Here is a 14,909-nt window from a genome sequence, read left to right as displayed (position 1 = left end):
ACTACATCAAATTAGCTGTAGTTCTGCTATTATTAAAATCAAGGTGTAAATATAATAAATTATTATGCATGCATAACAGACTGTTAGTCTTGAAACCTGTAATAGCCACATTTTAAGTAAGCACCTTCTGGGAAACCAATGGGATGATCTATATCGTGTTGTGTTTTTTGTTCTACGGAAAATGAACGTTTGGCAACTATTAAAGCTTGCTCATTAATATCATAAAATGCTGTAGACGTCACTCTAGATGAACAGGACGCTAAAACTAATAAGCCATCTCTAGCCGTTAATTTCTCTCCTAACCTAGCCAACTGTGCATATTTCTTTTTAGCGAGTTGAATTTCAGTTTGTTGTTTGGCAAAACTTGGCGGATCAATAACAACCACGTCAAATTTATTTTTTTCTAAAATGAGCTGCTCCAATATTTTAAATGCATCACCAGCCAAAGTAAAATGGGTCCCATTATAATCATTTAATTCACCATTTCGAACTGCGATCTCTAATGCTTGGGAACTAATATCTAAACTCGTCACTTCTTTTGCTCCATTAGCCAAGGCATGAACTGAAAAGCCACCAGCATAAGAAAATACATCTAAAACGGTTTTGTTCTTACTTAAGAGTCCAACCTGCTTTCTATTATCTCTGTGATCTAAGAAGTAACCCGTTTTATGACCTTTAATCACATTTGCTGAAAAGTTGACACCGTGTTCTATAAACTGTACGACTTCATTGTGAAGTATTCCATAAACGACTTCTCCATCTTTCAAGTTATGAGAACTTGATTGCTGCAAACTACGACTCAAACGTATCACCACCGTTTCGCAACCTGATGTAATTATCAAACTTTCTAAAACAGTTTTAAGATAAGGCAACCAGATTTCAGAATACAATTTTACGACTAGAACCGCGTCATAAACATCCGCTATTAGTGATGGAAATTCGTCGTTTTCACCAAAAATTAATCGGTAACTCGTCGTCTCTGTCTTTAGTAATGGGAGGCGTTTTTGGTATGCCTTTTCAATTTTCCGAAGAAAGAAAGCATCATCTATTTGTATCGGCTTTCCGTCACTATAGATTACTTTAATTCTAATTGGCGAATCTGCATCGTATAATCCTATACCAATCATTCCGTTTTTACGCTTTCCGAAGATAATAGCTAAATCACCTGATTTGGCATCTGAATTAATCTTTACAATACTCTCTGAAAACACCCAAGGATGACCTTGCTGTACATAATTCTCACCTTTTGCTGTTAGTTTTATGGCCAAGCGTTTAGGTTGATAAGGATTATCTATGGATGGGGAAAAGAGCATTATATCTTTTATTAGTTATAAGGTTGCAAAATACTTTCTTTTTCTGAAGAATGTTCTATTTGAAACACTATAAAATAGATTGGCAAATGATAAACAAAAAAAGCGTGACCTGTAAGATCACGCTTTTAATAAAATCATTAGTGCTAATTAAGCCTTAACATCTTGGCTTTTAACTGCCAACGTATAAATAACTAATCCAAATCCAATTTTGTTAATTGCATCTGCAATGTTGTAAGCAACATCTACACCACCAGTTCCTAAAATACTAGTGTACCATCCATCAGTACCTAACATATAACCTAGAGGGTAAATTGCCCATCCAACTAATACGAACCAGCATAATATTTTGTGAGCTTTTAAAATTTCTCCTCCAGCAGCAACTGCTAATTTTTTTGCACTACCAAGCCATATTTCATAAACAATCACGAAGTAAGCTAATCCAGAGATACCTCCCCAAACGGCTGCTTGTCCAGGATAGACTGCTTCACCAAAGTAACCTGTAACTAACATTATTACAGATAATCCAATTAGTTTCCACATTAAAGATGGTTTAGCCCCTGCAACTTTAAGAATTAAATAAAATTCTACACACATTAATGGCACTGTTAAAATCCAATCTACATATCTAAAAAATGTAGGCGACTCCATGTTAACTGCCCAATAATCTCTCATGTAGAAATAATGAACTGCTGCAATAAATGTAATTAGTCCTGAAACTAGAACTGAAGTTCTCCATTTCCTATCAAATTGACTAAGTGATAAAAAGAAAAAAGCTGAAGCAGCCATCATAGCCATACAGCCAACAAAAAATGTAAAACCTATGTAATCTGTAGGGTCCATTTTTGTAGTAACATCGATTAATAATAACATTGTTTTCATAAAAGTTAGTTTAGATTATTTTATTGTTTAAGCAAATTTACAAAACATTAAACAAGTATTATGCTTTTTTAACAAAATATTTGTCAATTAATTACTAACATTGCATGGAAGTATGGGTAAAATTCACAATCTATCAATATTATTAAGTTTCGTTGGATTATGGGTAACTTCCATATTCTCAGGGGAGCTTGAGATTTTTATGGGGTTTATTTTAATATTTTCATTCGGTATTTTGCATGGGTCAAATGACATATTACTTATTGATTCTATTTCAAATTCTAAAGCGAAATATTCATTTTTGAAAGTATTAGGCATCTATTTATTGACCGTTTTTGCAGCTGTTATCGTATTTTATCTAATTCCTTTATTTGCTGTAGTCTTATTTATACTTTTTAGTGCCTTCCATTTTGGAGAACAACACTGGGAACACAAAAGGCTCGATGTTTCAAATAAATTAAGAAACTGTTTTTATTTTATTTACGGTTTATTAGTGCTCCAAATATTATTTATTTTAAATATCTCAGAGGTGATAGAAATCATAACATCTATTACTAGTTACACGGTTACATATAACGTAGTTTTATATTCTTTTATCAGTAATCTCATTGCTTTTGCATTAACCTCTATACTCCTTTATTACAAATCATCACAATTCAAAATAGTATTATTAACTGAATTGTTTCATCTCCTAATTTTCACAATAATCTTTAAGGTATCTACTTTAATTTGGGGTTTTACAATTTATTTTATTTTTTGGCATAGTATCCCTTCTCTTTATGAGCAAATCAATTATATCTATGGAGATTTCAATAAGGGAAATATGTTTAGTTATTTAAAAAAGGCCTTCCCGTATTGGATAATATCACTAATAGGAATAAGTATTGTATATTTTATTTTTAAAGATGAGAAACTATTTTACGCCATATTTTTCTCATTTCTTGCTGCGATAACATTTCCTCATGCTTTGGTAATAAATAAGATGTTTGCCAATAAAAAAACGCAACCAAATTAATGATTGCGTTTTTTTCCAAATGTTAAGTAATTATATGTTTGTGAGATCCCATAATAAATTTGGGATTAGTAATTCACTCTAAATATGCAAAAACAAATTCTGATTGTCTACTTATTTTACCTCCTCAAAATCTACGTCTTCAACATCACTGCTTTCGTCTGCTGTTTGACCATTTGCTTCAGCTCCATCATCTGTTGGTCCACCTTCTGGTGCGCCTTGAGTATCTGCTTGTGCCTTATACATTTCTTCACTTGCAACTTTCCAAGCTTCGTTGATTTTCTCTAAAGCAGGTGCTATTAAAACAATGTCTTTAATTTCGTAAGCTTTCTTCAACTCTTCAAGTGCTTCTTCAATTGGTTTTTTCTTATCGTCTGATAATTTATCACCAAATTCTTTTAACTGATTTTCTGTTTGGAAAATCATAGCATCTGCTTCGTTTAGTTTCGTAGCATTTTCTACTGCTTTAGCATCTGCATCTGCATTAAGTTCTGCTTCCTGCTTCATTTTAGCAATTTCCTCTTCTGTTAAACCAGAAGATGCTTCGATACGAATATCTTGAGTTTTGTTTGTTGCTTTATCTGTTGCAGATACCTTGATAATACCATTGGCATCAATATCAAAAGTCACTTCAATTTGAGGTGTTCCTCTTTGGGATGGTGGAATACCATCTAAATGGAAACGACCAATTGTATTGTTATCTGCTGCCATTGGACGCTCTCCTTGTAATACATGGATTTCTACCGATGGTTGATTATCTGCTGCTGTTGAGAATACTTGTGATTTCTTAGTAGGAATCGTAGTATTCGCTTCAATCAATTTAGTCAATACATTACCCATAGTTTCAATACCAAGAGATAATGGAGTAACATCTAACAAAAGAACATCTTTTACGTCACCTGATAATACACCTCCTTGGATTCCAGCTCCTAGAGATACGACCTCATCAGGATTAACTCCTTTACTTGGCGCTTTTCCGAAGAACTTCTCTACCTCGGCCTGTACTACTGGAATACGAGTTGATCCTCCTACTAAAATAATCTCGTCAATATCACTTTTTGATAAACCTGCTGCTTTTAAAGCTGAGGCACATGGCTCAATCGTACGTTTTACTAAATCATCAATTAACTGCTCAAATTTAGAACGAGTTAATGTGCGTACCAAGTGCTTTGGTCCTGATGCAGTAGCGGTAACATAAGGTAAGTTAATTTCTGTTTGTGCAGAAGATGATAATTCAATCTTCGCTTTTTCTGCAGCTTCTTTTAAACGTTGTAAAGCCATTGGGTCTTTACGCAAATCGATAGACTCTTCTCCGTTAAATTCATCTGCTAACCAATCAATAATTTTTTGATCAACATCATCACCACCTAAATGTGTATCACCATCTGTAGACAAAACTTCAAATACACCATCACCTAATTCTAAGATAGAGACATCATGTGTTCCTCCCCCAAAATCGAAAACAACGATTTTTTGGTCAACACCTTTTTTATCCATACCATAAGCTAATGCTGCTGCTGTAGGCTCGTTAATAATTCTACGAACTTTTAAACCCGCAATCTCACCCGCTTCTTTAGTCGCTTGACGTTGAGAATCATTGAAATAAGCTGGTACAGTAATAACTGCTTCAGTTACGGTTGTTCCTAAATAGTCTTCGGCAGTTTTCTTCATTTTTTGAAGGATCATTGCCGATAATTCTTGTGGTGTATATAAACGACCATCAATATCTACTCTTGGAGTATCGTTATCTCCTTTTACAACTTTGTAAGGTACTCGTTCTGCTTCTTTTTTAGATTCAGAATACTTGTTACCCATAAAACGTTTAATAGAGTAAACTGTTTTAGTTGGGTTTGTTACTGCTTGTCTTTTTGCTGGGTCACCAACCTTAATTTCACCACCTTCTACAAAGGCAATGACTGAAGGTGTTGTTCTTTTACCTTCAGCGTTTGGGATTACAACTGGTTCATTCCCTTCCATTACAGAAACGCAAGAGTTTGTTGTTCCTAAATCGATTCCAATAATTTTACTCATAATATTATATTTGTTTTAAATATTTCCTTTTCATCGGAAACGTTATGTTGATTTTATTCTCATGTTTGATATGTCAAGGATTATGCCATGACAAAAAATGTGACATGATGTCAGAATTGTTTTTCTAAATTATTCTAATAATAGCTTACTTTGGTATTAGTTTTGATAATAAAAGAGTAAAACCTGACGTTTTGAACCATCCATATCTAAAATTATAAACATATTTATAAAAAGAAATGTTCATAAGGAACTACCATGTGAGCCTGAATTAATAATCTTAAACTATTAACATATGAAACGTATTATATTATTTACATCAGTATTTGCTTTGTTACTAACTGCTTGTACAGGAAACCAAGGACCTCCAGGATTTGATGGATTTGATGGGCAAGATGGTGGTATTTTCGTAGCCTCAGCCTTTGAAATTGTAATTAATTTTAATGAAGATGAAGATTACCAGTTTACAGAACCTTATGGTTTTGAAGTGTTCCCTTCAGATGTGACTTTGGTTTATATCGAATGGGAAACCGATAATGGTGAGCCAATTTGGCGATTATTGACACAAACTGAATATTTTGATGATGGGATTTTAGTCTATAATTATGATTTCACGCAACAAGATGTGCGAATCTTCTTAGATGGAACAATAGATTTCAATACGTTGGATAATGTATGGACTCAAAATCAAGCCTTTAGAGTTGTCGTTGTTCCTGCAGACAATGTTGACGGGTTAGACCTTTCTAATCTAGATGTAATCATGCAAGCCTATGCTATTGAAGATTTCGAATTGAGATAATCCATACCGTTTAGGATATATATTCTTTGACTAAAACTAAAGCACTTTCAAGTTATTGAAAGTGCTTTTTTTATTTTCAAAAAAATTGAAAGTTTGAACATACTATTTGATATATTTGACCCACTAAAACGGTTTCGTAAATGGAGTGTATTTCTATCTTTGACATGCTTAAAATTGGTGTTGGCCCATCTAGTTCTCATACATTGGGCCCTTGGCGCGCTGCTGAACGTTGGATTGAAGAACTAAAAGTCACAAAGAAATTTGATAAGGTTGAGAAAATTACAGTTGATCTTTATGGTTCATTGTCATTAACAGGAAAAGGTCATGCTACAGACTACGCACTTTTACTTGGCTTGAGTGGTGCTGATCCAGAATATATTCCTGTTGAATCTATAGACATTATAATTGCATCCATAAAAAAGACCAAAACACTTTTATTTAATAACGAGAGACCTATTGAATTAGATATAAAAACAGATATTATATTCAATAAAAAGTTTTTACCCTTTCATTCTAATGCTATGATCTTCACTGCTCATATTAATGGAAAACGTTACAAGTCCGCCTACTATTCTATTGGTGGCGGATTTGTAGTACAAGAGGAACGAAAAATTTCTAAAAAAAATAAAATTATATTTTATTGCACATTTCCTTATCCCGTAGAAAACGGTGTACAACTATTAAAGTTTTGTGAACAGTTAAAGCTTCCGATTTCTGGAGTGGTTTTAGAAAACGAAAAATCTATACGTCCAATTGAAACTATAGATTCTGAAATTCAACGCATTTGGGACACCATGTTAGAATGTATGTATGTAGGTTGTCATACTGAAGGTAGTCTTCCCGGTGGACTTAACGTAAGACGTCGTGCTTATGACATGCATCAAAAGTTAAAGGGTGAAATTGCTTATACTAATCCGGTAGAATGGTTGTATTCTATTAGAGGTACTGAAGTTAAATTCAGACAAATCCTTAAATGGGTAAGTTGTTTTGCATTAGCTGTTAATGAAGTTAATGCGTCTCTTGGTCGTGTTGTCACTGCACCTACAAATGGCAGTGCTGGCGTGATACCATCCGTATTAATGTATTATTTAGTCATAGAAAATCACGATGCCAATTTTGAAGATATCAAACGTTTTTTACTCGTTGCAGGAGAAATAGGAAGTATCTTTAAAAAAGGCGCAACAATTAGTGCTGCAATGGGTGGTTGTCAAGCCGAAATTGGAGTCTCCTCTGCAATGGCAGCCGGAGCACTATGTGAACTCTCTGGCGGAACACCAGAACAGGTTTTAATTGCTGCCGAAATTGCAATGGAACATCATTTAGGTATGACCTGTGACCCTATTGGTGGATTGGTTCAAATACCATGTATAGAACGTAATGCTATGGGAGCGATAAAAGCAATTAATGCTTGTGAGTTAGCTTTAGACACAGATCCTAAAAATGTAAAGGTTCCTTTGGATAAAGTAGTTGAAACCATGTGGGAAACTGCAAAGGATATGAATACGAAGTATAAGGAAACTAGTGAAGGTGGTTTAGCTGTTAGAGTGAATATGACTGATTGTTGATTTTCTTGTAAAGACGCAAAGCTTACTTTTATGAATTCTTATCTTTAATTAAGCTACAATTATCAAAAAATAAATTAATAGTCTATCGTAACCACCTCTTCTTCTTTCTCTTTTCTGAGAGTGAATCAACCACTCCTTGAAAAAAGGAGGAGAATCAAGTAAGTTGAAATTTTAATACAAAAATCAAAAACTAAATTCCTTCCCTTTTTTCAAGGGAAGGTGGATTTAATTTTGGCAAAGAAATCAAAGACGGAAGGGTTAAAAAGTATTTCGTTTTTATCTTCGGAAACCCCGAATGATTAACTGTTGGACTTCAACCCTCCTAATGCAGCTTTGCTGAATTATCCTCCCTTCCAAAACGAAAGGAGGAGCTATATTTTGCATTTAATTTGATTTTGTGACTATTTGAGAATAGAAATCATACTCTAATTAGATTCTTAAATGTTCGATTGTTTTTTCTTCTGAAGAATTTTGAATGTAATATTATGACTTGAATTTAAGGTGAATGACAATTTTAAAAGTTCTAGAATTTCCGTTAGATTATAAATTTAATAGTTTTTGAGCTTAAGAATAAATATAATATAAGAAATCTCTGTATTTTTACGAATAACTAAATAACACCACATGTCTGTAGCAAAAAAAGATTACAAGAGAGTTACCGTAAAATCTCTTATCGATATGAAACAAAATAACGAGAAAATCTCAATGCTCACTGCCTATGATTATACCATGGCAAAAATTGTTGATGGCGCAGGTATTGATGTCATATTGGTCGGTGATTCTGCAAGTAACGTTATGGCAGGACATGAAACAACACTCCCTATTACATTAGATCAAATGATTTATCATGCATCGTCTGTAGTAAGAGCTAGTGAACGGGCTTTAATTGTTGTAGACCTTCCTTTTGGAAGCTACCAAAGTGACCCCAAAGAAGCCTTACGCTCTGCGATACGGATCATGAAAGAATCTGGAGGTCACGCTGTAAAAATGGAAGGCGGTAGAGAAGTTAAAGAGTCTATAAAACGAATTCTGAACGCTGGAATCCCTGTTATGGGACATTTAGGATTAACACCTCAATCCATCTATAAATTTGGAACATACACTGTTCGTGCAAAAGAAGATCAAGAAGCACAACAACTCAAAGAAGATGCTTTAATGCTCGAAAGAGCAGGTTGTTTTGGAATTGTATTAGAAAAAATACCTGCAAAACTGGCAACCGAAGTAGCGCAAAGTGTCTCCATTCCTGTAATTGGAATTGGAGCTGGAGCTGGCGTTGACGGACAAGTCCTTGTGCTCCACGATATGATAGGAATGACCCATGAGTTCAATCCGCGTTTTTTACGTCGTTATATGAACTTATATGAAGACATGACAAAGGCTATTGGTCAATATGTTCATGATGTGAAAGCGGTTGATTTCCCTAGTGATAAAGAGCAATATTAGTTTGCGGCAATTAGACGCTGTGTGCAGTCACAGTTTTCAGTTGACTCAAACGCTTAAAATATAGTTTCAATTTTTAGTAGCACTCAAACATAAAAAAGAAGTCGCCGTTTTCGATAAACATCAATAAACAACAAAGTCGTGTATTCGTGGCAGAAAAAATCCACTCCAACAAAGATAACCTCCAAGTCATTTATGAAGATAATCATATTATCATCGTGAACAAACGTGCTGGTGACATTGTACAAGGTGATAAAACTGGAGATAAGCCACTAAGCGACGTTGTTAAAGAATATATCAAACAGAAATACAATAAACCTGGTAATATATATTTAGGCGTCGTCCATAGATTAGATAGACCTACAACAGGCATTGTCTTATTCTCAAAAACCAGTAAAGCTTTACCTAGGCTCAATAAGTTATTTGCAGAACGAAAAGCTCATAAGACCTATTGGGCCATTGTAAAAAATGCTCCTGAGAAACCTCAAGACACTTTAGTTAATTGGTTAAAGAAAAACCCTAAAAACAATAAATCGACTGCATATCCTAAAGAAATCACAGACAGTAAAAAGGCTATTTTACATTATAAAACTATAAAAACTTTAGATAATTATTTCTTATTAGAAGTCGAATTAGAAACTGGAAGACATCACCAAATTAGGAGTCAGTTATCAAATATGGGATCTCCAATAAAGGGGGATTTAAAGTATGGGTTTGACCGAAGTAACAAAGATGCTAGCATCAGCTTACACGCTAGAAGATTACAGTTTACGCATCCTGTTTCTAAGGACACCATTGATGTCAAAGCCGCATTACCATACGACCCTATTTGGAAAGCTTGTGACGCTTGATCTATTGTTTTAAGCAAAAGGATAAGTAAGCGTTAACTTTACGCCTCCGCCAATTTTTGATTCTAGATTAAATAGGGCTGCAATAAGCGCTGCTCTACTTTTCATATTTATAAGCCCAGATCCTTTTTCGGCAGAATCAATATCAAATCCATTTCCATTATCTGATATTGTGACTACTAATTGATTTGTTTGGTAGTCTAAAATAACTTTAATTTCATCTGCTCCAGAATATTTCACAGAGTTAGAGAAAAACTCTTGCATAATCCTAAAAATAATGATGTCATGCTTTTTATCATTGAGATCTCTTTGTGTTCCATGTACTTCCAATTCTGAAGAAGAGAATTTCATACGCTTTAGTCGTTCAATTTCATTAGCAATTGAAGCCTCTAATCCCATATTTGATAACACATCATTATTCAGAGATTTTGAAAGCGACCGCACCTCAGTTAAACTTTGTTTTACAATTTGTGTGGCCTCATCAACTTTACTCTTCATGTCTTCAGGAACTTTAACAGCTAAAGCATTGAGCTGCATATTAGCATAGGCGAGTAACTGTCCAACATTATCGTGAAGCTCCCAACCAATGTGTTTTAGCGTTTGTTCTTGAATTTCAGTTTGTGAACGAGAAATTTCTTCATCGAAGGCTTTTTGTTGATTTATTTGATCTAAATGGATTTTATTCTTTCGTTTTTGAAAAGTTACAAAAAACAGAATCACCATCACAGAAAGCAACAAAACAGCAAAAATAACATAGGCTATTAATGCTATTTGTTCTTCATTTATTGCTTGCTCTTCTTGAGCGAATACCAAAAACCGAATGCAAAACATAAGTATGTAAAAATGTTTATGATTAATAAAAATTGACTTCTAAACTCGACAAACTTTACATTCATTGCATAAAAATATGAATCGAAGATAAAAAGAGGAGTCACACATAAATACCATATTAGTAACGCAATACTAATATAAAATGAAGGTAAATTATAAAAGCTGAGTATTTCCTTACTTCTCATTAATTCAATAAAATAAAATATTACATAAATGCATATAGACGCCGTACCAAATATAAAAGTATAAGGTAAAGATTTAACGAAAAAATCATCAGTGAACGTGAAAAACGCAAAAGCAAATAAAGCGTAAGCAATAAAAATTACTCTAATACTATTTTTAAATGTCTTAGTTGTCATTAAATTAGAATAGAACAACCCAATAAAACCAATTGCTAAAAAACTATAAATATTATAAAGCCAAGTATTTGAACAAAACACACTGTTTTTTAGATATATGAACCAATCTAAATCATAATTGTTCAAAAACAAATAGGTATAAGCACCTACAATCTCAACAAATACTGTAAGCCAAAGATAATACACAAATATTTTTAAAACAGAATTATTCACTTTTGAAATATAGTAGCTGCCAAAAATAGCAGCTATTATTTCAAAGATATCTGTAATAATATTATCGTAGTATAAAAAAAAATCTATCACTTTATAACATTGGTTTATTGTGGATAATTAGCGCTTGGCGGCTTTCCACTTCCACCCATATCCAAACCATTCCCTCCAGGAATATCAGGACTTCCTCCGCCTTTTTGAATAGCAAAGTTAAACATGTTTCCTTCAGAGGTTACTGGTGTTCCAGTTGGCACAAATAATAAGGTCGTATAACCTGGTGTGTTGCCTACTATTGGCTCAGCTCCTAAATATAAACGTACTCCATCCATAGTGTATTTTAAACTTGTGGCTTGTTTCTCAACACTGTCTAAATAATTACGTACATCATCTAAAGAATACCAAGATGACCTATTATCACCACCTTGTACACCTCTAAAAACAGTGGCATTTATGGAGTCATATCTCGCATCATAAGCTTGTGTTAAGGTTTTAATTTGAGTTGGCGTAATAATACCTTTTGGCACCAAAGGATCTGTACCGTGTACTACTCCTTTGTCTTTTTGACAATAAAAATACATGGCTAAAGCACCTAAAATAAAACCTAAAATAAGTAATACTAATTTTTTCATAATTTGGTTGATTTGAATTAATTACGCCTCTAATGTATTGAAAATCTCTATACAAATCTAGAAATCATGATAAAACCTAGGTTTATTCTTACTATATTACACCTTTAAACGTAATATTGCTACCAGAAATCTTCTGTGCCATCTTATTTACAGCATTTTCTGTAAGTTGTAAAATTCTTGGATAGCCACCTGTAATTTGACAATCTCTCATCAAAACAATAAGCTTTCCCGAAGGTGTTAACTGCACAGTTCCCGGCAACACTACAGATGTAATCATACCTTTTAACGAGTTTTCTATATTTTGATCAAATTGATAAGCCATTCGATTACTCTCCTTAGAAATCAAAAAAGCGGTATTAAATAATTTATTTTGCTGTCTACTATCCAGATTTTCAAATTCCGGCCCTCTAAAAACCTCAAGTTCAGAAGCTTCAAAATGACTTTCATCTCTTTTTATCGATGAAAACAATTTACTATTTCGTCTTTTTGAAACTATTTTAGTTTCAGAACTATCCAAAATTGATATCACATCACCTGTATTCAATATATAATTTCTGGTAACGTCTTTATACATGCTTCGACTTCCCATTTGCACTTCAGTTTGAAAACCTCCAAATACAGCTAAATACGAACGACAGCCTTTGCTTAGTTTATTAAACTTTAAAACATCGCCTGTATTTACTGGATACATCACATTAGTTTTTAATCTTTTAGCATTTAAAGTCAGGTTCATTTCTGCTCCAGAAACACAAATTACAGTGTTACTTTTAAATTTCAAATGTGGCCCCATAACAACGCTCTCAATAACTGCTGCATTACTTGGGTTTCCTAAAATAGAGTTCGCTAAAGCTGCAGAATAGCGATCCATAACTCCAGAAATTGGCACACCAAACTCTTGACTCCCAAGCCTTCCTAAATCTTGTATCGTGTCATACAAACCTGTTTTCAAAACCTCAACCATCAATGACCTCACTTTCTATAGCATATACACCTTGCTCAATTTGAAGGACTATGGACTGATATTCCGTTCTAGAAATTGGTGTGAATTTTATTTTATCTCCCGGTTTTGCAAAACAAGGTTCTTTTTTCTTCGGAAGAAATAAGTCTACTGGGGAATTACCAATAATATTCCAACCACCCGGACTTTCATTAGGATAGATGCCTGTTTGTTCTCCACCAATGGCGACAGCTCCTTTTTTGATTTGTAATCTCGGACTCTTTTTTCTCGGAAAATGGAGTCCTTTATTCAAGCCTCCTAAATATAAAAAGCCTGGTAAGAACCCAATAAAAAAAACAGTATAAATAGGTTCAGTGTGTTGTCTAATAAGTTCAGAAATCGCGATCTTTTTTCCCTCAGAAATAACTTTTAAATCCAAACCGAATTCATCGTCATAGCATACAGGAATTTTGAATAATTTAGACCTCAATTTTTTTGTAATATTTCGTTTTAGATAGTGTCGCTTTAAACTTAAAAACTCGTCATTGAGGTTATCAATAGTTAATTCGTAAATAATTAACATTGAGCAGTATGCATTATTTACTTGAACTATTGATTTATTACTAAAATTTAAAATTGAGTTTTTATAAAAAAGCATATCTTCTAGAATATCTTCATTGATTTCTTGTGGCCATTCTACCAAAATAGAACGTTCTGAAAAGCGTCGATATGTCAATTCAAAATCCATAATTAAACACGTTAATTTGTATACTTTTAGTTGCAAGATTTTTTAGTAAAAATCGCAAATTCTCTTCTACATTATTTCCGTCTCCATGCATACAAAATGTATCTACTTTTAATGATACCTCAACACCATTACTAGTTGTTACTTTTCCGTGGGAAATCATATTATAAACATGTGCAAACATCTTAAATGGATCATAAATCATAGCATTAGGCTCTGTTCTAGACACCAAAGTTAAGTCTTCATTGTAATTGCGGTCTGCAAACCCTTCAAACATCACTTTCAATCCTTCTTGCTGAGCTATCTTTGAAATAACAGACCCAAAAGGCACATACAACACCAAATCCACATCTATACTCTTGATAACATTTACAACTGTCGTCGCTGTAGCAACATCTACTGAAGCCAAGTTGTACAAAGCACCATGTGGTTTTATGTGATGTAATTTTAATTGCTGTGCTTCTACTATTGATTTTAAACTTTCGATTTGGAATTTTAAAGTATCAAATAAATCATTTGAAGACATGTTCATAATCAATCTCCCGAAGTTCTTTTTATCTGGAAATGAAGGATGTGCTCCAATTTTTACGTTATAAGCCTTAGCTAATTCAACAACGTGACTCATCGTACTCAAATCTCCTGCATGCCCACCACAAGCTATGTTACACGACGAAATTAAAGGCATCAAAACAGATTCGTTCCCAACACCTTCTCCTAAATCACAATTGACATCTATAGTTTTAATCAAAATGTACTTTTATTAAATGACTGATTATTACTCATCTTACTGTTGGACTAAAAACCCTCCTAATTCAGTTTTACTGAATTGTCCTCCCTTCAAAAAGAAGTGAGGAACCCGCTTTGGCTTTTTGTTTATTACTTAAATCAATCTGTTTTTATTAAACTACCCTTTCTTAAATATGCTAAATAAAACAATATAGATTATACTTTTTCTGTATATCCGTAAGCACTAATAAGTACTAAATTTTGCTTATTTTTAATAAAAATTAAAGGTATGAATATTTTTAAATTTACTGCGGAATTTGATAGCGAAGAATCATGTCGCAGGCATTTTAAAGAAGAGCGAGATAAAATTGGGGTAATTTGCCAAAAGTGTTCAAATACAACTCATTACTGGATAAAAAGTCAATGGAGTTATGAGTGTAAATCTTGCAGAAGCAGGACTTCTTTGCGCAGTGGTACCGTTATGCAAAGTTCAAAATTATCTTTTTTGATTTGGTACAAAACAATGTTCTTATTGACAGCGACCAAGAAAGGATTTTCATCGAAAGAAATACAACGTCAATTAGGCTTAAA

14 protein-coding genes are annotated in these 14,909 nt (G+C 33.5%); 6 read left to right on the top strand and 8 right to left on the bottom strand.

The annotated features are described in order from the left end of the window. Window positions 1–83: 83 nt before the first annotated feature. Both H593_RS0103735 and H593_RS0103730 read right to left on the bottom strand, forming a co-directional pair. Window positions 84–1,313, bottom strand: a complete 1,230-nt coding sequence (locus tag H593_RS0103735) for a class I SAM-dependent rRNA methyltransferase (protein ID WP_028871200.1) — start codon at window positions 1,311–1,313, stop codon at window positions 84–86. A 147-nt stretch (window positions 1,314–1,460) separates the two neighbouring features. Next, window positions 1,461–2,192 (bottom strand): bacteriorhodopsin-like, encoded by a 732-nt coding sequence (locus H593_RS0103730; RefSeq protein WP_028871199.1) that lies wholly within the window; start codon window positions 2,190–2,192, stop codon window positions 1,461–1,463. 112 nt (window positions 2,193–2,304) lie between these two features. On the opposite strand from H593_RS0103730, the gene H593_RS0103725 reads away from it, so the two are divergent. After that, a complete protein-coding gene (locus tag H593_RS0103725) occupies window positions 2,305–3,204 on the top strand; it encodes a Brp/Blh family beta-carotene 15,15'-dioxygenase (RefSeq protein WP_028871198.1) in 900 nt (299 codons plus the stop codon). A 111-nt stretch (window positions 3,205–3,315) separates the two neighbouring features. Here H593_RS0103725 and dnaK read toward each other — a convergent pair whose 3' ends face one another. Beyond that, the gene (gene dnaK, locus H593_RS0103720; protein ID WP_028871197.1) at window positions 3,316–5,232 is read right to left on the bottom strand and encodes a molecular chaperone DnaK; all 1,917 of its coding nucleotides are present in this window, start codon (window positions 5,230–5,232) and stop codon (window positions 3,316–3,318) included. A gap of 292 nt (window positions 5,233–5,524) precedes the next feature. Between dnaK and H593_RS0103715 the strand changes: the two genes are divergently transcribed. The 4 genes from H593_RS0103715 (at window position 5,525) to H593_RS0103700 (ending at window position 9,884) form a co-directional block, all read left to right on the top strand. Further along, a complete protein-coding gene (locus H593_RS0103715; RefSeq protein WP_028871196.1) occupies window positions 5,525–6,028 on the top strand; it encodes a hypothetical protein in 504 nt (167 codons plus the stop codon). Between the two features lie 140 nt (window positions 6,029–6,168). Then, window positions 6,169–7,593, top strand: coding sequence for an L-serine ammonia-lyase (locus tag H593_RS0103710; RefSeq protein ID WP_028871195.1), 1,425 nt, complete (start codon window positions 6,169–6,171; stop codon window positions 7,591–7,593). Between the two features lie 624 nt (window positions 7,594–8,217). After that, entirely contained in the window at window positions 8,218–9,036 is an 819-nt protein-coding gene (gene panB, locus H593_RS0103705; RefSeq protein ID WP_028871194.1) for a 3-methyl-2-oxobutanoate hydroxymethyltransferase, read from the top strand. Window positions 9,037–9,182: 146 nt separating this feature from the next. Then, entirely contained in the window at window positions 9,183–9,884 is a 702-nt protein-coding gene (locus tag H593_RS0103700) for an RluA family pseudouridine synthase (protein ID WP_028871193.1), read from the top strand. Between the two features lie 9 nt (window positions 9,885–9,893). On the opposite strand, the gene H593_RS0103695 is transcribed toward H593_RS0103700, so the two are convergent. The 5 genes from H593_RS0103695 to pxpA form a co-directional block, all read right to left on the bottom strand. Next, complete coding sequence (locus H593_RS0103695) at window positions 9,894–10,712, bottom strand: sensor histidine kinase (RefSeq protein WP_051229613.1); 819 nt, start codon at window positions 10,710–10,712, stop codon at window positions 9,894–9,896. 676 nt (window positions 10,713–11,388) lie between these two features. Next, the gene (locus H593_RS0103685; protein WP_028871190.1) at window positions 11,389–11,910 is read right to left on the bottom strand and encodes a hypothetical protein; all 522 of its coding nucleotides are present in this window, start codon (window positions 11,908–11,910) and stop codon (window positions 11,389–11,391) included. Window positions 11,911–12,001: 91 nt separating this feature from the next. Continuing rightward, the gene (locus tag H593_RS0103680) at window positions 12,002–12,871 is read right to left on the bottom strand and encodes a 5-oxoprolinase subunit C family protein (protein WP_028871189.1); all 870 of its coding nucleotides are present in this window, start codon (window positions 12,869–12,871) and stop codon (window positions 12,002–12,004) included. Then, a complete protein-coding gene (pxpB, locus tag H593_RS0103675; RefSeq protein WP_028871188.1) occupies window positions 12,864–13,595 on the bottom strand; it encodes a 5-oxoprolinase subunit PxpB in 732 nt (243 codons plus the stop codon). Before pxpB ends, H593_RS0103680 begins: the two co-directional genes overlap by 8 nt. After that, on the bottom strand, window positions 13,585–14,340 hold the full coding sequence (gene pxpA, locus H593_RS0103670) for a 5-oxoprolinase subunit PxpA (protein WP_245585007.1): 756 nt from the start codon (window positions 14,338–14,340) through the stop codon (window positions 13,585–13,587). The genes pxpB and pxpA overlap by 11 nt, the downstream gene beginning before the upstream one ends. Window positions 14,341–14,607: 267 nt before the next feature. On the opposite strand from pxpA, the gene H593_RS18440 reads away from it, so the two are divergent. Continuing rightward, on the top strand, window positions 14,608–14,909 hold a 302-nt coding region (locus tag H593_RS18440), incomplete at its 3' end, for a transposase (RefSeq protein WP_037051452.1).

The sequence above is a fragment of the Psychroserpens burtonensis DSM 12212 genome (genome assembly GCF_000425305.1).
In the GTDB taxonomy this organism is placed as follows: Bacteria; Bacteroidota; Bacteroidia; order Flavobacteriales; family Flavobacteriaceae; genus Psychroserpens; species Psychroserpens burtonensis.
The sequence above is the reverse complement of the archived record's forward strand: the minus strand, read 5'-3'. Positions and strand labels throughout refer to the sequence as shown.

What these genes read in the sequence shown, in the direction of transcription:
- H593_RS0103735 (WP_028871200.1), bottom strand. Translation starts at nt 1,313, where the DNA reads ATGCTCTTTTCCCCATCCATAGATAATCCTTATCAACCTAAACGCTTG.
- H593_RS0103730 (WP_028871199.1), bottom strand. Translation starts at nt 2,192, where the DNA reads ATGAAAACAATGTTATTATTAATCGATGTTACTACAAAAATGGACCCT.
- H593_RS0103725 (WP_028871198.1), top strand. Translation starts at nt 2,305, where the DNA reads ATGGGTAAAATTCACAATCTATCAATATTATTAAGTTTCGTTGGATTA.
- dnaK (WP_028871197.1), bottom strand. Translation starts at nt 5,232, where the DNA reads ATGAGTAAAATTATTGGAATCGATTTAGGAACAACAAACTCTTGCGTT.
- H593_RS0103715 (WP_028871196.1), top strand. Translation starts at nt 5,525, where the DNA reads ATGAAACGTATTATATTATTTACATCAGTATTTGCTTTGTTACTAACT.
- H593_RS0103710 (WP_028871195.1), top strand. Translation starts at nt 6,169, where the DNA reads ATGGAGTGTATTTCTATCTTTGACATGCTTAAAATTGGTGTTGGCCCA.
- panB (WP_028871194.1), top strand. Translation starts at nt 8,218, where the DNA reads ATGTCTGTAGCAAAAAAAGATTACAAGAGAGTTACCGTAAAATCTCTT.
- H593_RS0103695 (WP_051229613.1), bottom strand. Translation starts at nt 10,712, where the DNA reads ATGTTTTGCATTCGGTTTTTGGTATTCGCTCAAGAAGAGCAAGCAATA.
- H593_RS0103685 (WP_028871190.1), bottom strand. Translation starts at nt 11,910, where the DNA reads ATGAAAAAATTAGTATTACTTATTTTAGGTTTTATTTTAGGTGCTTTA.
- H593_RS0103680 (WP_028871189.1), bottom strand. Translation starts at nt 12,871, where the DNA reads ATGGTTGAGGTTTTGAAAACAGGTTTGTATGACACGATACAAGATTTA.
- pxpB (WP_028871188.1), bottom strand. Translation starts at nt 13,595, where the DNA reads ATGGATTTTGAATTGACATATCGACGCTTTTCAGAACGTTCTATTTTG.